The organism is Microbacterium sp. p3-SID336 (assembly GCF_025143365.1).
GTDB lineage: Bacteria > Actinomycetota > Actinomycetes > Actinomycetales > Microbacteriaceae > Microbacterium.
In genome coordinates this window covers 46,823-65,022 of sequence record NZ_JALXPE010000003.1, presented here as the reverse complement: position 1 = coordinate 65,022, position 18,200 = coordinate 46,823, and the positions used below count along the sequence as shown (strand labels likewise).

The 18,200-nt window shown below is 71.6% G+C and carries 18 protein-coding genes; 6 read left to right on the top strand and 12 right to left on the bottom strand.

Annotated features, from left to right (window positions below):
- Positions 1–73: 73 nt before the first annotated feature.
- The gene (locus tag M3C17_RS01605; RefSeq protein ID WP_259975894.1) at positions 74–847 is read right to left on the bottom strand and encodes a DeoR/GlpR family DNA-binding transcription regulator; all 774 of its coding nucleotides are present in this window, start codon (positions 845–847) and stop codon (positions 74–76) included.
- A 123-nt stretch (positions 848–970) separates the two neighbouring features.
- Between M3C17_RS01605 and M3C17_RS01600 the strand changes: the two genes are divergently transcribed.
- A complete protein-coding gene (locus M3C17_RS01600; RefSeq protein ID WP_259975893.1) occupies positions 971–1,789 on the top strand; it encodes a BtpA/SgcQ family protein in 819 nt (272 codons plus the stop codon).
- 256 nt (positions 1,790–2,045) lie between these two features.
- On the opposite strand, the gene M3C17_RS01595 is transcribed toward M3C17_RS01600, so the two are convergent.
- A complete protein-coding gene (locus M3C17_RS01595) occupies positions 2,046–2,414 on the bottom strand; it encodes a sterol carrier family protein (protein ID WP_259975892.1) in 369 nt (122 codons plus the stop codon).
- A 54-nt stretch (positions 2,415–2,468) separates the two neighbouring features.
- On the opposite strand from M3C17_RS01595, the gene M3C17_RS01590 reads away from it, so the two are divergent.
- Both M3C17_RS01590 and purD read left to right on the top strand, forming a co-directional pair.
- Entirely contained in the window at positions 2,469–3,143 is a 675-nt protein-coding gene (locus M3C17_RS01590; protein WP_259975891.1) for a CoA pyrophosphatase, read from the top strand.
- Between the two features lie 142 nt (positions 3,144–3,285).
- Entirely contained in the window at positions 3,286–4,563 is a 1,278-nt protein-coding gene (gene purD / locus M3C17_RS01585) for a phosphoribosylamine--glycine ligase (protein WP_259975890.1), read from the top strand.
- Between the two features lie 63 nt (positions 4,564–4,626).
- On the opposite strand, the gene M3C17_RS01580 is transcribed toward purD, so the two are convergent.
- The 3 genes from M3C17_RS01580 to M3C17_RS01570 form a co-directional block, all read right to left on the bottom strand.
- Positions 4,627–5,943 (bottom strand): hypothetical protein, encoded by a 1,317-nt coding sequence (locus tag M3C17_RS01580; protein ID WP_259975889.1) that lies wholly within the window; start codon positions 5,941–5,943, stop codon positions 4,627–4,629.
- Between the two features lie 154 nt (positions 5,944–6,097).
- Complete coding sequence (locus M3C17_RS01575; RefSeq protein WP_259975888.1) at positions 6,098–6,826, bottom strand: amino acid ABC transporter ATP-binding protein; 729 nt, start codon at positions 6,824–6,826, stop codon at positions 6,098–6,100.
- Positions 6,823–8,301, bottom strand: coding sequence for an amino acid ABC transporter substrate-binding protein/permease (locus M3C17_RS01570; RefSeq protein ID WP_259975887.1), 1,479 nt, complete (start codon positions 8,299–8,301; stop codon positions 6,823–6,825). Before M3C17_RS01570 ends, M3C17_RS01575 begins: the two co-directional genes overlap by 4 nt.
- Before the next feature lie 209 nt (positions 8,302–8,510).
- On the opposite strand from M3C17_RS01570, the gene M3C17_RS01565 reads away from it, so the two are divergent.
- Positions 8,511–8,822, top strand: a complete 312-nt coding sequence (locus M3C17_RS01565; protein WP_259975886.1) for a hypothetical protein — start codon at positions 8,511–8,513, stop codon at positions 8,820–8,822.
- 3 nt (positions 8,823–8,825) lie between these two features.
- Here M3C17_RS01565 and M3C17_RS01560 read toward each other — a convergent pair whose 3' ends face one another.
- Positions 8,826–10,373, bottom strand: coding sequence for a DHA2 family efflux MFS transporter permease subunit (locus M3C17_RS01560; protein WP_259975885.1), 1,548 nt, complete (start codon positions 10,371–10,373; stop codon positions 8,826–8,828).
- Complete coding sequence (locus tag M3C17_RS01555) at positions 10,370–10,996, bottom strand: PadR family transcriptional regulator (RefSeq protein WP_259975884.1); 627 nt, start codon at positions 10,994–10,996, stop codon at positions 10,370–10,372. Before M3C17_RS01555 ends, M3C17_RS01560 begins: the two co-directional genes overlap by 4 nt.
- A 110-nt stretch (positions 10,997–11,106) precedes the next feature.
- Here M3C17_RS01555 and M3C17_RS01550 point away from each other — a divergent pair, with 110 nt between their 5' ends.
- Positions 11,107–11,982 (top strand): phosphoribosylaminoimidazolesuccinocarboxamide synthase, encoded by an 876-nt coding sequence (locus tag M3C17_RS01550; RefSeq protein WP_259975883.1) that lies wholly within the window; start codon positions 11,107–11,109, stop codon positions 11,980–11,982.
- 15 nt (positions 11,983–11,997) lie between these two features.
- On the opposite strand, the gene M3C17_RS01545 is transcribed toward M3C17_RS01550, so the two are convergent.
- Both M3C17_RS01545 and M3C17_RS01540 read right to left on the bottom strand, forming a co-directional pair.
- Positions 11,998–12,387 carry a type II toxin-antitoxin system VapC family toxin gene (locus M3C17_RS01545; protein WP_259975882.1) on the bottom strand — a complete coding sequence of 130 codons (390 nt, stop codon included), beginning with the start codon at positions 12,385–12,387 and terminating at the stop codon, positions 11,998–12,000.
- Positions 12,384–12,647, bottom strand: a complete 264-nt coding sequence (locus M3C17_RS01540; RefSeq protein WP_259975881.1) for a type II toxin-antitoxin system VapB family antitoxin — start codon at positions 12,645–12,647, stop codon at positions 12,384–12,386. The genes M3C17_RS01545 and M3C17_RS01540 overlap by 4 nt, the downstream gene beginning before the upstream one ends.
- A 113-nt stretch (positions 12,648–12,760) precedes the next feature.
- Between M3C17_RS01540 and M3C17_RS01535 the strand changes: the two genes are divergently transcribed.
- The gene (locus M3C17_RS01535) at positions 12,761–14,116 is read left to right on the top strand and encodes a uracil-xanthine permease family protein (protein ID WP_259975880.1); all 1,356 of its coding nucleotides are present in this window, start codon (positions 12,761–12,763) and stop codon (positions 14,114–14,116) included.
- Between the two features lie 14 nt (positions 14,117–14,130).
- Here M3C17_RS01535 and M3C17_RS01530 read toward each other — a convergent pair whose 3' ends face one another.
- Genes M3C17_RS01530 through M3C17_RS01520 form a run of 3 tightly spaced genes read right to left on the bottom strand, consistent with a single transcriptional unit; the run spans position 14,131 to position 18,199 of the window.
- Positions 14,131–15,846 (bottom strand): biotin carboxylase N-terminal domain-containing protein, encoded by a 1,716-nt coding sequence (locus M3C17_RS01530; RefSeq protein ID WP_259975879.1) that lies wholly within the window; start codon positions 15,844–15,846, stop codon positions 14,131–14,133.
- Positions 15,843–17,399: an urea amidolyase family protein gene (locus M3C17_RS01525; protein WP_259975878.1), complete on the bottom strand. Its 1,557-nt coding sequence runs from the start codon at positions 17,397–17,399 to the stop codon at positions 15,843–15,845. The genes M3C17_RS01530 and M3C17_RS01525 overlap by 4 nt, the downstream gene beginning before the upstream one ends.
- Entirely contained in the window at positions 17,399–18,199 is an 801-nt protein-coding gene (locus M3C17_RS01520) for a putative hydro-lyase (protein ID WP_259975877.1), read from the bottom strand. Before M3C17_RS01520 ends, M3C17_RS01525 begins: the two co-directional genes overlap by 1 nt.
- Position 18,200 lies beyond the last annotated feature (1 nt).

The following is an 18,200-nucleotide window of genomic DNA, read 5'->3' as shown; positions in this document are numbered from 1 at the left end:
CCGTTGTCAATGCGAATTCTCACAGCCGTTGCGCAACCGTTGCGCGCCGCATCCCGCCCGCACCCCGTCCCCGTCAGAGCGCGGGAACGGCCTCGATCTGCACGCCGGCGGCCCGCAGCCCCGCGAGGGCCGGATGGTCCACCGCGCCGTCCGTGACCAGCAGGTCGACCTCGCCGGGCCCCGCCACGTTCGTGAGATGGACGCGGCCGAGCTTCGAGGCGTCGGCGACGACGATCACCCGGTCGCAGGCCTCGATCGCCGCGCGCTTCACGGCGCCCTCCTCGTTGCTGTAGTCGGAGAGCCCGCGCTTGCCGTCGACGCCGGAGACGCCCATCACGTACACGTCGCAGTTGTAGCGCCGGAAGGCCTCGATCGACTCGGCGCCGACCAGGCTGAGCTCGCCGGGCCGGACCCGCCCTCCGGTCACGAGGATCGTGGTGTTCGGCTCGTCGTGCAGCTCCAGCGCGACCAGGATGCTCGGCGTGACCACGGTCAGTCCGAGACCCTTGCCGACGATCGCGCGGGCCACGGCGAGCGCCGTGCTGCCGCTGTCGAGCACCACGGTCTCGCCGTGGTTGAGGTGCGCGACGGCCGCGGCGGCGATGTTGATCTTCTCGCGCGCCCCCATCAGGGCGCGCGAGTTGAACCCCGGCTCGACGGCGGTGCCGTGCGCGGCGATCACACCGCCGGTCACGCGGCGCACGCTCCCGCGCTCCTCCAGCAGCTCCAGGTCGCGGCGGATCGTCATCTCCGAGACGTCGAACTCCAGCGCGAGGGCCTTGAACTCGGCCTCGCCGTCGGAGAGCACCCGTTGCTCGATCAACGCGCGGCGCTCGTGGGCTTCCATCCCTACCTCCTCGTGTGGCAGCTCCACCCTAGGCGACAACCTTGTGTGAATGAGTTACTTATGCTTTGCTCTTCGTGAATCTTTCACACTCACTGTGATCCATTCCGAAGAAACGAGGAAGACATGCCCAACTGGCTCCCGGAGGTGTTCGGCACGCAGAAGCCGATCGTGGCGATGCTGCACCTGGCCCCGCTCCCCGGCGACCCCGGCTACGACACCGCCGCCGGCGTCGCGGCGATCGTGGACCGCGCCAAGAGCGAGCTGGACGCGCTGCAGAGCGGCGGGGTGGACGCCGTGCTCATCTCCAACGAGTTCAGCCTCCCCTATCTCACGAAGACCGAGCCGATCACGGCGATCGCGATGGCTCGCATCATCGGCGAGCTGCAGTCCGACCTCGCCGTCCCGTACGGCGTGAACGTGCTGTGGGACGGCCGCGCCTCCATCGACCTGGCCACCGCGACCGACGCCGCCTTCGTGCGCGAGATCTTCACCGGCGTCTACGCCAGCGACTTCGGCCTGTGGAACACCAACGTGGGCGAGGTCGCCCGGCACCGGCACCGCATCGGCGCAGCCGGCGTGAAGCTGCTGTTCAACATCGTCCCGGAGTCGGCCGCCTACCTCGCCGAGCGGGACCTGGGCTCGATCGCACGGTCCACCGTGTTCGCCACGCAGCCGGACGCGCTGTGCGTGTCCGGCCTCACCGCCGGGGCGCCCACCGACACGCAGTCGCTCGCGATCGTGAAGGAGAACGCCGGGGACGTGCCCGTTTTCGTCAACACCGGAGTGCGGGCGTCGAACGTCGCCGATCAGCTCGCGGTGGCCGACGGCGCCGTGGTCGGCACCTACTTCAAGCAGGACGGCCGGTTCGAGAACCGGGCCGACCGCGCCAGGGTCGAGGAGCTGATGGGCGCGGCGAAGGCGTTCCGCTCGCAGCTCGCCTGACGCCCGCTCTCACGTCGAAGGCCGCCCGATCGGCAGCGACCGGGCGGCCTTCCGTGTGCGCGAGGCGCGCAGCAGCAGAACCGGGGACCGCGTCCGCGTGCCTGCTCGGCGCGAGGCCCAGCCGCAGCGACCGAGCGGCCTACCGCGGGCTCGCTCAGGCCCGCAGCGGCAGCAGCCGGAAGACGAGGGGCGTCTGCGGGCGCGCTCAGGCCCGCAGAGGCCGCAGCCGGAAGACGAGGGGCGTCCGTGCGCGCGCTCAGGGGCGCAGCGGCAGCACCGCGGTGAGGTCGGCCCTGGTGCCCGAGGCGTGGATGCGCCCCGCGGACTCCGCGTCCGCCCAGGCCTCGGCGCCCGTGGCCACCGCGATCCAGGTCGCCGCGTCCATCTCCACCACGTTGGGCGGAGTGCCCCGGGTGTGCCGGGGCCCCTGGATCACCTGCACCGCGCCGAACGGCGGCACCCGCACCTCGACGCTGTTGCCCGGCGCCTTCTCGTCGAGCAGCTGCAGCAGGTACCGCACGGCGGTGGCGAGCTCCGTGCGCTGCGGCTTCGCGCCCGCGGCCTCGGCGGCCCGCACGGCGTCGAGCGCCGCCCGACCGTCGATGATGTCGATCTTCCTCGCCATGCCTCCACCCTAGAACCGGGGCCCCGCGCACGTCAGCGGCCTAAGCTCGAACGCATGAGCATGCATCCCCAGGGCGCCCGCGCCGAGCTGCTCGCCGCTGTGGCCGACCACTCCTGGGGCGTGCCGATCCCGCCGCTCGCCGACCCGCAGAGCGCCCACGACGCCGCCGTGCTCATCCTGTTCGGCGTGCTCGACCGCATTCCCGCCACCACGCCGGACGCGGCCGTCGCGCGGGACCTCGACGTGCTGCTCCAGCGCCGCGCCCCGACGCTCTCCTCCCACCCCGGGCAGGTGTCGTTCCCGGGCGGCCGCGTGGACCAGGGCGATGCGGATGCCGTGGCCACCGCGCTCCGCGAGGCGCAGGAGGAGACAGGACTCGACCCCACCGGCGTGGAGGTGCTGGCCACGCTTCCCGTGATCCCCCTCGCCGCGAGCAACCATCTGGTCACGCCCGTGCTCGCGTGGTGGCAGTCGCCGTCGCGGGTGGTCGCCGTCGATCACGCCGAGACCGTGGAGGTGTTCCGCGTCCCCGTCGCACAGCTCCTCGACCCCGACATCCGGTTCACCTCGACGCTGTCGCGCCTGGGGCGCACGTTCCGCGGCCCGGCGTTCGACGTCGACGGCACGATCGTGTGGGGCTTCACGGCCATGGTGCTGGACGCCCTGTTCGACGCCGCCGGGTGGACGGTGCCGTGGGACGAGACGGACGAGCGCCCGATCGAGCTCTGAGCCCCGGCGTACACAACTCAGGAGAATCGGGGCCGACCCGACGCGACGCGCCGTCAGAACGCCCGCGTCTCACGCATCACTCCTGAGTTGTGAACGCCCGGCAGGCTGAAATCCGGCCGGAGCGCCTCGATAGGCTGGACGGGTGAAGATCCTCGTCCTCGGTTCCGGTGCCCGTGAGCACGCGATCATCCTCGCCCTCCGAGCGGAGGAGGCGGGCCACGACATCTTCGTGGCGCCCGGCAACGCCGGCATCGCCCAGGATGCGACCCCCGTGTCGGTGGACCCGCTCGACGGAGCCGCGGTCACGGCGTTCGCCAACGAGCACGCCATCGACCTGGTCGTGATCGGCCCCGAGGCCCCCCTGGTCGCCGGTGTGGCCGACGAGCTGCGCGCCCGCGGCATCCCCGTGTTCGGCCCCGGCCGCGCCGCCGCGCAGCTGGAGGGCTCCAAGTCGTTCGCCAAGCGGGTCATGGACGCCGCGGGCGTGCCGACCGGTCGCGCCGTGCGCGCCGCGAGCAGCGCGGAGGCCGAGGCGGCGTTCGACGAGCTCGGCGCACCCTACGTCGTCAAGGCCGACGGTCTCGCCGCGGGCAAGGGCGTCATCGTGACCGCCGACCGGGCGGCCGCGCTCGCGCACGCGGAGCAGTATCTGCCCGCCGGCCCCGTGCTCGTGGAGGAGTTCCTCTCCGGTCCGGAGGTCTCGCTGTTCTTCCTGAGCGACGGCGACACCGTGCGCGCGCTCAGCCCTGCCCAGGACTTCAAGCGTGCCCTCGACGGCGATGCCGGGCCCAACACGGGCGGCATGGGGGCGTATTCGCCGCTGCCCTGGCTCGCGGAGCAGTTCGGCAGCGAGCAGGAGTTCGTCGCCGAGGTCACCCGCGACGTGGCGCTTCCCGTGATCCGGCAGCTGGACGCCGAGGGCACCCCCTTCATCGGGCTGCTCTATGCCGGGCTCATCCTCACCCCGCACGGCGTGCGGGTGATCGAGTTCAACGCGCGCTTCGGCGACCCGGAGACCCAGGTCGTGCTGCCGCGGCTGTCGACCCCGCTGTCGCAGCTGCTGTTCGCGGCCGCCTCCGGCACCCTGGAGGACCAGCCGGAGCCGGTGTTCCGCGACGACGTGGCCATCACGGTGGTGCTGGCCAGCGAGGGCTACCCCGAGGCGCCGCAGACGGGTCGCCCGATCGAGGGTCTGGACGACGCGGCTGCCGTCGAGGGTGTGCGGCTGGTGCACGCGGCGACCGCGAGCCCTGACGCCCCCGGGGGCTCCCTCATCGCGACGGGCGGCCGTGTGCTGAACGTGGTCGCGGTGGCACCCGACTTCCGGACGGCCCGCGACCGTGCGTACGACGCGATCGGCCGCATCCGCCTCGACGGCGCGCACTTCCGCACGGACATCGCCGCGCAGGTCGCCGAGTAGGCCGGCCCCCGGCCCCGCCGGCCTCCTCGACCCGGGCGACCGCCGCCCGAGGGTGAGCCGACCTCAGCCCGCGGTCGCCGCGGCCAGAAGCAGCGCCTGCGCTTGATCGACCACTGCATGACGCTGCGCCTCGAACGCCTCTCCGCGCCCCGTGTCGTCGACGCCCGTGTAATCCGGCACCGGCGTGTGCAGGTGCCCGCCGCGCACATCGTCGCGCCCGAGGCCGATGCGAAGGCGGTTGGCGCGGTACATGCTCTCGTTCGAGAGGTAGGCACCTCCGCTGCCGCTGGCTGCGAGCGCATCCGGCGCCGGGGGCACGATGTCGCACGTCGTGTCGTCATCGCCTCGCGCCTCGGTCTTCGAGGTGCAGGCGATCGGGTTGAGCTTCACGGCGGACGGAGTGGTCCCCGCGGCGATCATCGCCTCGTACGGCAGCGTGGTCTCGATGAACTGCAGCGTCTTGGGCGGTTGCGGGAAGCCCGTCGCCGCCGGCACCTCTTCGCGGAATCCCTCGGGAGCGCCCTCGCCACGGTTGTCGGGCGCCCCGTCGCGGAACGCCCCCGCCCACTGCTCGATCGAGAATTCGGGGTAGACGCCCTGGCTGATCGTCGCGACGACATCCGCGTCGGCATCGCCCGGGGCCAGCACGGGCGCGTATGCGCGCTCCACCACGCCGCGGTCGAACTCCGCCCAGCTCACGGGGAGCATCACGGCTTGGAACACGACCGGCCCCTGCGGGGTGTCGATCGTGCGACCGTCGAGGTGCAGCGCGATCGCTCCGGAGGGGTTGCTGAGGAAGGGCTCCTTCTTCCAGTCGCCGAACGGGTCGAAGCCGCTCAGCATCACATGGCGGGCACCGTCCGCGGTGAAGGTGGCGTCGCCGTAGCCGCGGGAAGCGTACTCCAGGGCGTCGACGGCATCGGCCAGTCGGGCCCCGCGGTCGCCATGCCCGCCGGCCCAGTCCTCGAGAGCCACGCGCATGGTGAGCCGGGCCCAGTACAGACCGCGGTCCTCGTCCTTCGCCGCCGGGAGCTCGGCGATGGTGCCCTGGGCGGTGGCCACCGCGCGGGCCCACAGGTCCGTGCCCGCCTTCGTCGCCGTCTCGACGACCGTGTCCGGCTTCTCTCCCTTCAGCGCCGCGCGGAATCCGTCGACGATCTCGGCGAGCCCGGAGACCGCGATCTGCGCCGCCGCCACCTTCTTCGTCGCGGCCGCAGCGACACGCTGCTCCTCGGCATTGGGTTTCGCCGGCGAGGAGTCGGTGGCGGACGGCGAGGGCGAGGACGCCGGAGGAGAGCACGCTCCGAGCGCGATGGCTCCGACGACGAGGGCGGAGGCGGCGAGGGCGCGAAGCGGACGAGCGGGGTTCGGACGGTGCATGTGATCTCCTTCAGTCATTGTGACGTGTAACACGCTACTCAAGATGATCGCCAACGCTCGAAGACCCACCGTCCGGCGAGGGAGGTGGGTCTTCGTGAGATGCAGAGGAGCGTCTGCCGCGTCGACGCATCCCGACCTCAGAGCGTCGTCGAGGTCAGAGCACCTTCGACAGGAAGTCCTGCAGGCGCTCGTTCTTGGGGGCGCCGAACAGCTCGGCGGGCGCCGCCTCCTCGACGACCACGCCGCCGTCCATGAACACCGTGCGGTCGGAGACCTCGCGGGCGAAGCCCATCTCATGCGTCACCAGCACCATGGTCATGCCGCCCTCGGCGAGGTCGCGGATCACCTGGAGCACCTCGCCGACCATCTCGGGGTCGAGGGCGCTCGTGGCCTCGTCGAACAGCATGATCTCGGGGTCCATGGCGAGCGCGCGGGCGATCGCGACGCGCTGCTTCTGCCCGCCCGAGAGCGATGCGGGCTTGGCATCGGCCTTCTCCTGCAGCCCCACCCGCTCCAGCAGGGCGAGCGCCCGCTCGCGCGCCTGCGCCTTGGTCATGCGCCCCAGCTCGACGGGAGCCAGCGTGATGTTCTCCAGCACGGTCATGTGCGGGAACAGGTTGAAGTGCTGGAACACCATGCCGATGCGCTGGCGCACCTCGTCGAGCTTCACGCTCTTGTCGGTGAGGTCGACGCCGTCGACGATGACATGGCCCGAGGTGGGCTCCTCCAGCTTGTTGAGGCAGCGCAGCAGCGTCGACTTGCCGGAGCCGGAGGGGCCGATGACGGCGACGACCTCGCCGTCCGCGACCGTGAGGTCGATGCCCTGGAGCACCTCGTTGTCGCCGAAGGACTTGTGCAGGTCCCTGACCTCGATCTTGCTCATGCGTTGGCCTTCCTCTCGAGGCGGTTCGCGAGCAGCGTCAGCAGCGTGATCACGACGAAGTAGATGATGGCGACGATCGTCAGCACCTGTGCCGAGAGATACGTCGAGGCGATGATCTGGCGCGAGACGAAGGTCAGCTCGGCGAGACCGATGACGCTGATGAGCGAGGTGTCCTTCAGCGTGATGATGCCCTGGTTCACGAACGACGGGATCATGATCCGGAACGCCTGCGGCAGCACGACCTTCCGCATCGTCTTCCAGTGGCTCAGGCCGAGCGAGCGCGACGCCTCCGCCTGGCCGGGGTCGACCGCCTGGATGCCGCCGCGGATGATCTCCGTCATGTAGGCGCCGGTGTTCAGCGACAGCGTGATCGCTCCGGCCACGAACGGGTCGAACTTGAGGTCGGGGATCAGCTGCGGGATGGCGAAGAACACGAAGAAGGCCTGGATCAGGATCGGCGTTCCGCGGAAGACGTACACGTAGGCGGTCGCGATCCAGCGGAACGGCGCGAACTTCGAGATCCGCCCGAAGCCGAAGATGACGCCGAGGATGAAGGCCGCGACCACCGCGACGATCGTCGCAAGGATCGTGAGCCAGAGACCCTGCATGAGGGCGGGCCAGTACTTCACCGCGACCGAGATGATGTCGGTGGGCTGCGCCTCACCGGCGTCGTCGCCCGCGGCGAGGTAGGTGTCGACGATCTCCTCGTACTCGCCGGAGTCCTGCAGATTGGCGAGCCCGGCGTTGAACATCTCCAGGAGCTCGCCGTTCTGGCCCTTGTTCACCGCGAAGCCGTACTCGCCGCCGAGCGCGGGGTCTCCGACGAGACGGAAGCCCGAGCCCTGCTGGATGCCGTAGGCGAGGACGGGGAAGTCCTCGAAGTACCCGACGGCCTGCCCGGCCTTGACCGCGTCCACCATGTCCGTGGTGTCCTGGTACGGGGTGATGCGGAAGCCGTACTCCTCCTGGTTCTCCTCGGCGAAGGTCTGGCCCTGGGTGCCGGTCTTCACCGCCACGGTCTTGCCGTCGAGGTCGTCGAGGGACTCGATGTCGCTGGACTCGAGCACGCCGAGCTGCACACCGCTGGTGAAGTACGGGTCGCTGAAGTCGAACGTCTGCTTGCGCTCGTCGGTGATGGACATGCCGGCCATGACCGCGTCGACCTGGTTCGACTGGAGAGCCTGGACGGCGGCGTCGAAGCCCAGCTGGCGGATCTCCACCTCGAAGCCCTGATCCTCGGCGATCGCACGCAGCAGGTCCATGTCGATGCCGACCAGGTCGCCGCTCTCGTTCGTGAACTCGAACGGCGCGAAGGTGGTGTCGGTGCCGATCACATAGGTCTCGCCCTCGGCGGACGCGGGCGCCGCCCCGACGAGGAGAGCGCCGACGGCGATGAAGGCGGCGAGCGCGGTCGCGCCGGCGGTGCGCCCGAACCGGCGCAGGCGGCTCACCGCGGAGGATGGATTTCGGCTCACGACGAGTGCTCCTCGAGGGGTCGGAAGGGGCGACCCGGCGGCCGCCGACCATCCACCCTAACCCTGGGCATCCGCTGAGCACGCACCGGGGACGCTGGCGAAGTCGGCCGCACTCGCGTAATGAACGGCCCCTCTCCCCGTCTCTCCAGTGGGACCGGACGGGGCGGGAGGGTCCCGTGAAGGGATCGAGACACCAGGGGGAGTCCGTCATGCGTGCGACGGCGCACACGAGTTTCTACACCACGGAGGGCACCGCATCGGTCCTCGATGCGGTCCGGCGCATCGGCGCGAGGGCCGCCGGCAGCGAGGGGCCGGTGACCGACGAGCGGAGCGTCGTCTTCACGCGGCGCGGTGCCGTCTTCGCCGAGCGGCAGCGCGTGCGCGTGGTCGCGGCCCCCGTCGGGGCGGGGTCGGACGTGCGGATCGTGCTGGAGGGCAGGGCGAGCGGGCGCACTCCCACGCTGGGCGTGCGCAGGGCGGCTGACCGGCTCAGCCGGAGGATCCAGCTCGCCCTGCGCTGACGCTCAGGCGGTCGGCGCCGCGGGCGTGGTCTGCTGCGTCTGCTCCCCCGCGCGGTCGTAGCGACCGAGGAAGAGCGCGGCGATCAGGGCGACCACGATCACCGCGGCCGGGAGCAGGAGGGCCTGCGCCATGCCGGCGGCGAACCCCTCGGCGACCTGAGGCGGAAGGGATCCGCCGCCGCCGACACCCGCCGGCGCCTCGGCCAGTCCCGGGAGGTTCGCCTCCAGACGCGACTGCATGAACGCGGCGATCGACGCCGAGCCGATCACGGAGCCGATGGTCCTCGTGGTGTTGTAGATGCCGGCGCCCGCGCCCGCCTGGCGCGGCGGCAGCTTGCGCGTGGCGGTCGTCGCGAGAGGGCCCCACATGCCCGCGTTGCCGATGCCCATCAGCGCGGACGGCAGCAGGAACATCAGGATCGGCGTGTCCATCGTGGTCAGTGCCGAGTACCACAGCAGCGCACCGCCGACGCAGAGCAGACCGGGGATCAGGATGAGCCGCGGATCGACCCGGTCGAGGATCTTGCCGGCCACCGGCGCGAGCACACCCGAGAGCACCGCCATCGGGATGAGCAGCATCGCGGCCTCGGTCGGCGTGAGCCCGCGCGCGGTCTGCAGGAAGAACATCATCGGCAGGGACATGCTCGTGACGGTGAACCCGACCGCGGCGATCGCGACGTTCGCCCCGGAGAAGTTGCGGTCGCGGAACAGGGCGAGGGGCACGAGCGGTTCGCTCCGGGTCCGCGCCTGCTGCACGATGAACAGCGCCATCACCACGAGCCCGGCGATGATCAGGCCCCACACCGAGATGGGTCCCCAGATCACACCCCAGTCGAACTTCTCCCCCTCCTGCAGCCCGAACACGAGCAGGAACAGCGCGACGGCGCTGAGCACCACGCCCACCAGGTCGAAGCGGTGCGGGTGCGTCTTCAGGCGCGGCACGAGCACCCAGGCGAGCACGAACGCCACGACGCCGACCGGAAGGTTGACGAAGAAGATCCACTCCCAGCCCAAGCCGTCCACCAGCAGGCCACCGGCGAGGGGGCCGACCAGAGTGGCGACACCCGCCGTGGCTCCCCACAGCCCCATCGCGGCGCCACGGCGCTCGGGCGGGAAGGTGCGGGTGATGACGGCCATGGTCTGCGGCGTCATGAACGCGGCACCGAGCCCCTGCACCGCACGCGCCGCGATGAGTCCCTCCAGCGTGGTCGACAGACCGCACCAGAGCGACGCGAGTGTGAACACGGCGAGCCCGATCAGGTAGATGTTCTTCGGGCCGAAGCGATCGCCGAGCCGCCCGGTGATGAGCAGGGGCACGGCGTAGGCGAGCAGGTAGGCGCTGGTCACCCACACGACATTGTCGAGGTTGTTCGTCTCCGGGTCGAGCGCGGCCTTGATGGCGGGGTTCGCGACCGAGACGATCGTGGTGTCGACGAGGATCATGAAGAAGCCGATGACGAGCGCCCAGAGCGCCGGCCACGGGCTCTTGGGCGCATGACCGGCAGCGAACGGACCGGTCTGCGGCCCTGCGGTCTGGCGGGATTCGGTCATTGCTGTGCGGCCTTTCGCTGAGCGAGGTAGCGGTCGGAGTGGTCGAACGCGTCGGGTCCCCACGAGAGGGTGCCGCCGTCGAGCCGGGTGAGCAGGGAGTCGAGCCACCGCAGCTCCGCGGCGAGCAGCGCCTCCTGGCGCTCGACCTCGACGAGGACCTGGGCGGGGACGCCCTTGCGGTGAGCCTTGTGCAGCCCGTCGCGGTGCAGGGTGTGCGAGTCGGTGAGGGCCGTGCGACGCTCGCGCAGCAGGCCGATCACGTCGTCGCGATCGAGGTTGTGCGCCTCGGCGAGTGCGACACGGGCGTCGGTCTCGCGATCGATGCGCGGGAGCTCGCGGCGCACCCAGGCGAGCACGGCCTCGCGCCCGTCGTCCGTGAGCGTGTAGGTCGTGCGCTCCGGCCGGTTGCCGTCTCGGTCGATGCCGACCTCCTCCAGCAGCCCGGCCCTCTGGAGCCGGGCGACCGTGTGGTAGAGCGTGCCGTTCGTGACGGCGATCAGCCGGTCGTCGTGTCGTGCGCGCAGCAGGCGCACCATCTCGTAGGGGTGCATGTCGCCCTCGCGCAGCAGCGCGAGCACCATCACGCCCAGCGGCGTGAGGGTGGTCACCGGGTCCTTCGCCATGCTCCACCTCGATTAGTCCACGTGGACTATACGCCTCCGTGGGCCCGGGCGGCAAGCGCCCCCCTTGACTTCTGTGCGGGCGACGCGACGGGGACCGGGATAATGGGCGGGTGAGCACACCTTCCGCAGCCCCCGCGCCGAGCATCACCGGATGGCGACACCTCTACTCCGGCAAGGTCCGCGACCTCTACGCCTCGGAGGACCCGGCCGACACCCGCATCCTCGTCGTCGCGTCCGACCGTGTCAGCGCGTTCGACGTCGTGCTCTCCCCCGGCATCACCGACAAGGGCGCGCTGCTCACACGGCTCAGCCGCTGGTGGTTCGCACAGCTCGACGTGCCGAACCACCTCGCGGACGGCGAGCTCCCCGCCGAGGTCGCCGACCGTGCGATGCTCGCCCAGTCGTTGGAGATGCTGCCGATCGAATGCGTCGTGCGCGGCTACATCACGGGCTCCGGGTGGGCCGAGTACCAGGAGCACGGCACGGTGTGCGGCATCGCGCTGCCCGAGGGCCTGCACAACGGCGACCGTCTGCCGGAGCCGCTGTTCACCCCCGCCTACAAGGCCCCTCTGGGCGAGCACGACGAGAACATCACGTATGACCGCGTCGTCGAGCTCGTCGGGGCCGAACGCGCCGCGGAGCTGCGCGACACCTCACTGGCCGTCTACGCCCGCGCCGCCGCGATCGCGGAGGACAAGGGCCTGATCCTCGCCGACACGAAGTTCGAGTTCGGGGTCGACGCCGACGGCGTGCTGCGTCTCGCCGACGAGGTGCTCACGAGCGACTCCTCGCGCTACTGGGACGCCGAGTCGTGGCGCACCGGGACGACGCCGGCGGAGCGCATGGCGAGCTTCGACAAGCAGATCGTGCGCGACTGGCTCGCCGCGAACTGGGACAGGCAGGGCGAGCCGCCCGCGCTGCCCGATGACGTCGTCGCCCGCACCACCGCGCGCTACCGCGAGCTCATCGACCGCCTCGGCGCCTGACGCTCCCGTCGCCTCCTACTCCACCCGCCGCACGTCGGTGTGGGCGAAGTCGTCTCCCTTGAACAGCAGCGGCTGATCGCGACTGATCGCGAGTGCGTAGGAGAAGCAGTCGCCGTAGTTGAGGCGCGCGCGGCTGCCCGAGCCGCGGCCGAACCGAAGGTACGCATCGCCGGCGAGCCGCGCCTGGGCTTCATCGACCGGGATGACCTCAGCGTCCGCGCTCCAAAGCAGCGCATCGACTTCGGCCAGCGCTGGCGCTCCCACCTGCACGCCCGCGACGATGTACGCCTCGGTCAAAGTGGCGGCGGAGAGGGCCACCGACTCGCGCGTCATAAGCAGAGCGAAGCTCTCCGCCTCGGGCTCGCGCTTGAGAATGGCCATCAGCGCTGATGTATCGACGATCAACGCGGGAGGCCCTGCTCGTCGTACATCTCCTCCATGATCTCCTCGTAGCTCGGGCCGATGACGGGCAGTGCCTGGAAACGCGCGACCACGGCCTCGATCGCCGCCAGCTTGCGCGCGACCTCCGCCTCACGATCGTGCTCCAGCTCCGCGAGGCGACGACGCACCGCGTCTTCCACGGCGCCCGTCTGACTCTGGCCCGTGAGTTCCGCGAGGCGCCGCACCAGCTCATGGGTGGTCTCGTTCTTGATGTTCAGGCTCACGTCTACCATTCTACGGCCGCGTCTACCCTCGATTCCGGCGCTCAGGGAAAACTCAGGAATCGGTAGTGTTGCTCCAGCACTCCGCCCCGATCCCGAACCCCTGAGGAGCCCGCATGGCTTTGTGGAAGCTGCACGGAAACGGCCGCACGGTCGCCCCCGGCACCGTCGTCACCCCCGAGGAGCGCCTGAGCTGGCCCGCGACCATCGCCATCGGCGCGCAGCACGTGGTCGCCATGTTCGGCGCCACCTTCCTGGTGCCGACACTCACCGGCTTTCCCGTGTCGACCACGCTGCTGTTCAGCGGTCTCGGCACCCTGCTCTTCCTGCTCATCACGAAGAATCAGCTGCCCAGCTACCTCGGCAGCTCCTTCGCGTTCATCGCCCCCATCACGGCCGCCGTCGCCGCGGGCGGCACGGGCTCCGCGCTCGCGGGCGTCGTCGCGGTCGGCGTGCTGCTCACCATCGTCGGCCTCGTCGTGCAGTTCGCCGGGCTGCGCTGGGTGGACGCCCTGATGCCCCCGGTCGTCGCCGGCGCCATCGTCGCCCTGATCGGCTTCAACCTCGCGCCCACCGCCTGGAACAACTTCGCGCTGGACCCGGTGACGGCCACCATCACTCTCGTCGCGATCATCCTGTTCGCGGTGCTGTTCCGCGGCTTCCTCGGTCGCATCTCGATCTTCCTCGGCGTCGCGGTCGGCTTCGTCTGGGCCGCGTTCAACGGCTCGTTCGACGTGCCCAACGCACTCCGCGGCGACAAGACGCCCGCCGAGCTGATCGCCGAGGCTCCCTGGATCGGCCTGCCGCACTTCCAGCTCCCCGACTTCGTCGAGCCGGGCACCTGGTCCACCATCGCGATGTTCCTGCCCGTCGTGCTCGTGCTGATCGCGGAGAACGTCGGCCACGTGCGCGGAGTCGCCACGATGACGGAGGACCCGTCCATCAACAAGCACACCGGCCGCGCCCTGATCGCCGACGGTGTCGCCACCACGATCGCGGGCGGCTTCGGCGGCTCCGGCACCACGACCTACGGCGAGAACATCGGTGTCATGGCCGCGACCCGCGTGTACTCGACCGCCGTCTACTGGGTGGCCGGCCTGTTCGCGATCCTGCTCGCGTTCTCCCCGAAGGTCGGTGAGGTGTTCAACTCGATCCCGGCCGGGGTGCTGGGCGGCGCGACCACCGCGCTCTACGGGCTGATCGGCATCATCGGCATCAAGATCTGGGTCGACAGCCGCGTGGACTTCTCCCGCCCGGTCAACCAGTACACGGCCGCGGTGTCCCTCGTGATCGGCATCGCCGGGTTCTCGATGCAGCTGGGCGACTTCGCATTCGGCGGCATCGTGCTCGGCACGGTCGCCGCGCTGCTCATCTATCACCTGGGCAACCTCATCGCCCGCGCCCGCAAGACCGGCGCCGACGATCCGAAGCCGCTGGAGCCGGTAGGGCCGCTGGGCGGCGACCCCACCTGACCCCGTCCCGCGGCTCAGGCGATCGTCGCGAGGAGGGCGTCGGCGGAGAGGACGCTGCCGGTGTCGGCGCCGCGGGCGAGGGTGCCGGCACGGTGCGCGCCGACCGTGGTCTCCATCTTCATCGCGTCGAGGACGGCCACCGGCTCTCCCTCGGCCACTGCCGCGCCGTCGTCGACGAGCCACCGCACGAGCGTGCCCGGCGCGGGGACGCGGAGCTCCGCGGGGTCCGTCGCAGAGACGGGCGCCGCGACCTCCCCCGCCGACCGGCCGATGCCCGCCAGCAGCTCCGCGGGGAGGCCGAGCACGACGCGGCGGCCGTCGATCTCCACCGAGAACCGCTGCAGTCCGGAGGTCGGGGCGACCGCCGGCCGCGCCTGGGACTCGAGCGCCGGGAGCAGCGTCGTCTCGATCCACTGGGTGTGCACGGCGAAGGTCGCGGTCGCGAAGGCCGGGTCGTCGATCGCGCGGAGGTCGAACGGGATCACGGTGGCCGGCCCCTCGACCGACAGCTCGCGCAGCGCCCGACGCGCCCGGACGAGCGCCGCATCCCGCGACTCCGCGTGCACGATGAGCTTCGCGATCATCGAGTCGAACGCGGGCTGCACGGTGTCTCCCGCCTCGATGCCGCTGTCCCAGCGCACGCCGGGGCCTCCGGGCACGCGCAGCACGTCGACGCGGCCCGGGCTCGGCAGGAATCCGCGGCCCGGGTCCTCCGCATTGATGCGGAACTCGAACGCGTGACCGAGCGGGGTCGGGGTCTCGGTGAAGGACGGCCCCTCGCCGAACGCGATGCGGAACTGCTCGCGCACCAGATCGGTGCCGGTGACCTGCTCCGTCACCGGGTGCTCCACCTGGAGGCGCGTGTTCACCTCCAGGAACGAGATCGTGCCGTCGGCCGCGAGCAGGAACTCCACGGTGCCGGCGCCGCGGTACTGCACCTCGGCGCAGATCGCCCGCGCCGCGTCATGGAACTGCTCGCGCTGGGCCGCTGTGAGTCCGGGCGCCGGAGCCTCCTCGATGAGCTTCTGGTTGCGGCGCTGCATCGAGCAGTCACGGTCGCCCACCACGACCACACCGCCGCGTCCGTCCCCGAGCACCTGCACCTCGATGTGCCGCGGGCGCTCCAGGAACCGCTCCACGAAGCACTCGCCGCGACCGAAGGCCGCCACGGCCTCGCGCGTCGCCGCCTCGAATGCCGCCCCGACCTCGGACAGCTCCCGCACGACCTTGAGTCCGCGCCCGCCGCCGCCGAACGCGGCCTTGATCGCGATGGGCAAGCCGTGCTCCTCCGCGAAGGCCACGGCCTGCTCCGGGCCGGACAGCGGCTCGTCGGTGCCGGCGGCGAGGGGCGCGCCAACGCGCTGGGCGATGCGACGGGCCGTCATCTTGTCGCCGAGTGCGTCGATGCTCTCCGGCGAGGGTCCGATCCACACGAGACCCGCGTCCTCCACCGCACGTGCGAACGCCGCACTCTCCGACAGGAAGCCGTAGCCGGGGTGCACCGCATCGGCGCCGCTCCGTCGCGCCGCCTCGATCAGCGCCTCGATCGACAGGTACGTGTCCGCCGCGGTGTCGCCGCCGAGGGCCACGGCCTCGTCCGCGAGACGCACGTGCAGGGCATCCGCATCCTGATCCGCGTACACGGCGACCGAGACGTACCCCGCCTCGGCGCAGGCGCGCATCACGCGGACGGCGATCTCCCCCCGGTTGGCGATCAGCACAGTGGTCATGGGGTCTCCTTGACGGTGAAGCGCACGCGCACGCCCGGCGCGAGCTGGGCGGCGAGGTCGAGGCTGCGGTCGGTGAGCGCGCCGACGATGGGGTAGCCGCCGGTCAGCGGATGGTCGGGGAGGAAGAGCACGGGCTGCCCGTCCGGCGGCACCTGGATGGCACCCGTGACAGCGCCCTCGCTGGGCAGTTCGCCGCTGACCGCCCGCTCCAGGGGCGTGTCGCCGTGGAGGCGGATCCCGACCCGGTCGGAACGCGGGGTGACGGTCCATTCCTGCGCGGTGAGCACTTCGCGTCCGGCCGGCGTGAACCAGTCGTCGCGGGGCCCGAGCGTGATCTCGAGGTGCACGAGGTCGCCGGGGGCGGGCAGCGGTCGCGGCACGGACACCGGGTCGACCGAGGCCGCCGCGACCTCGCCGATGGGGACGACGGCACCGGCGGACAGCGGCTGCGGCCCGAGACCGGCGAGCGTGTCGGCCGCGCGACTGCCCAGCGCCGGATCGACGTCGAGTCCGCCGCGCACGCCGACGACGTAGCGCAGGCCCTGCTCCGGATGCCCGAGGGTGAGTTCGTCCCCGTCGACCGTCGCGAACGGGGCACCGTGCACGACCGGCCGCTCCACCCCCGCGGAATCGCTGAGGACGAGCGTGCCGAGCGCCCCCGCCACTGCGGCGACGCCGGCCCCGCGGAAGCGCAGCACCGCTCCGCCCACGCTCTCCAGCACCGCGGCCTCGGGAGGGTTGCCCACGGCGCGGTTCGCATCGTGCGACGCGGTCCGGTCGGCCACCCCGGACGCGGAGACCCCGAGGGCCGCATAGCCCGGGCGCCCGGCATCCTGCACGAGCAGCTGCAGCGACGCCCGCACGACCTCGACCGCAGCGGCGGCGGGCGCGGCGGGTTCAGCGGCGGGCGCGGCGGCGTCGGGCGCGGCAGCCAGCGCGGTCGCCTCCCGCTCCGCACGCACGAAGCGCACGCGGCGGCCCGGCGCGAGCAGGGCAGGCGGGTCGCGATCGATGTCCCACATCTCCAGGGCGGTGCGGCCGATGAGCTGCCAGCCGCCCGGACTCTCCCGGGGATACACGCCGCTGAACGCCCCCGCGAGCGCGACCGAACCGGCAGGCACCCGGGTGCGGGGCGACGATCGTCGTGGCACGTCGAAGAGCGGGTCGCCGCTGACGGCGTATCCGAAGCCGGGGGCGAAGCCCGAGAAGGCCACCCGCCATTCGGCGGCGAGGTGGCGCTCGACGAGCTCCTCCGCTGACACGCCGAGCAGGGCGGCGGTCTCGTCCAGGTCCTCTCCGTCGTATCGGACGGGGACCGTCACCTCTCCCGCGTCCGGGAGCTCGACGGCATCGGCCTCGGTCGCGGCCAGGATCTCGGCGAGCGCCGTGGCCGTCGTGCGGTGGGGGTCGAAGCGGACGAGCACCGTACGGGCCCCCGGGATGCGCTCGACCACGCCGGGGACGCCGTCCCAGGCGAGGTTCAGTCGCATGGCCTGCGCGAGGTCGTCGGCCTCGACGAGGAGCGCGCTGTCGGAGGCGGTGAGGATGCGCATCAGACCCGATACTCCGCATCCGGCACATCGGTGACGAACATGTAGCCCGGGGCGTGGGTGACCGCGAACGGCGGCTTCGAGGCCATGATCGCCGCCTGCGGGGTGACGCCGCAGGCCCAGAAGACCGGGAGCTCCCCGGGGCGGATCTCCGGGGCGTCGCCGAAGTCGGGCACCATCACGTCGGCGATGCCGAGGGAGGCCGGGTCGCCGATGTGCACCGGCGCGCCGTGCACGGCCGGGGTGCGTCCGGAGATCTGCACGGCATCGGCGACGCGGTCCGCCGGGATCGGACGCATCGAGACGACCATCTCCCCGCGCAGTCGTCCCGCCGGAGTGCAGTCCACCGCCGTCCGGTACATGGGCACGTTGCGCCCGAGCTGCTGATGACGGATCGGGATCCCTGCCTCCGCCAGCCCGGTCTCGAACGTGAAGCTGCAGCCGATGAGGAAGGCGACCAGGTCGGGATGCTCTGCCCACGCCGCCGTCGCGTCGGACACCTCCTCGACGAGCTCGCCGTCCCGCCAGACGCGGTAGCGCCCGATGTCGGTGCGGATGTCGCTGCCCGGTGCGAGCCGGGACTCCACCGCGCCCTGTTCGATCACCTCGAGGACCGGACACGGCTGAGGGTTGCGCTGCGCATACAGAAGGGTCTCGAAGGCCCAGTCGGCGGGCACGGCGATGAGGTTCGCCTGCGTCAGCCCGGGGGCGACGCCGCTGGTGGGGGCGGCGTGCCCCGCCCGGTGCGCGGCACGGGCGGCGCGCGCATCGGCGAGCTGGGCGGGGGTCGCGAGCACGGCCATG

Excerpts from the sequence above, each read along its gene's own strand:
- M3C17_RS01605 (WP_259975894.1), bottom strand. The coding sequence starts at position 847 with ATGGAAGCCCACGAGCGCCGCGCGTTGATCGAGCAACGGGTGCTCTCC.
- M3C17_RS01600 (WP_259975893.1), top strand. The coding sequence starts at position 971 with ATGCCCAACTGGCTCCCGGAGGTGTTCGGCACGCAGAAGCCGATCGTG.
- M3C17_RS01595 (WP_259975892.1), bottom strand. The coding sequence starts at position 2,414 with ATGGCGAGGAAGATCGACATCATCGACGGTCGGGCGGCGCTCGACGCC.
- M3C17_RS01590 (WP_259975891.1), top strand. The coding sequence starts at position 2,469 with ATGAGCATGCATCCCCAGGGCGCCCGCGCCGAGCTGCTCGCCGCTGTG.
- M3C17_RS01580 (WP_259975889.1), bottom strand. The coding sequence starts at position 5,943 with ATGCACCGTCCGAACCCCGCTCGTCCGCTTCGCGCCCTCGCCGCCTCC.
- M3C17_RS01575 (WP_259975888.1), bottom strand. The coding sequence starts at position 6,826 with ATGAGCAAGATCGAGGTCAGGGACCTGCACAAGTCCTTCGGCGACAAC.
- M3C17_RS01565 (WP_259975886.1), top strand. The coding sequence starts at position 8,511 with ATGCGTGCGACGGCGCACACGAGTTTCTACACCACGGAGGGCACCGCA.
- M3C17_RS01560 (WP_259975885.1), bottom strand. The coding sequence starts at position 10,373 with ATGACCGAATCCCGCCAGACCGCAGGGCCGCAGACCGGTCCGTTCGCT.
- M3C17_RS01555 (WP_259975884.1), bottom strand. The coding sequence starts at position 10,996 with ATGGCGAAGGACCCGGTGACCACCCTCACGCCGCTGGGCGTGATGGTG.
- M3C17_RS01535 (WP_259975880.1), top strand. The coding sequence starts at position 12,761 with ATGGCTTTGTGGAAGCTGCACGGAAACGGCCGCACGGTCGCCCCCGGC.
- M3C17_RS01530 (WP_259975879.1), bottom strand. The coding sequence starts at position 15,846 with ATGACCACTGTGCTGATCGCCAACCGGGGGGAGATCGCCGTCCGCGTG.
- M3C17_RS01525 (WP_259975878.1), bottom strand. The coding sequence starts at position 17,399 with ATGCGCATCCTCACCGCCTCCGACAGCGCGCTCCTCGTCGAGGCCGAC.
- M3C17_RS01520 (WP_259975877.1), bottom strand. The coding sequence starts at position 18,199 with ATGGCCGTGCTCGCGACCCCCGCCCAGCTCGCCGATGCGCGCGCCGCC.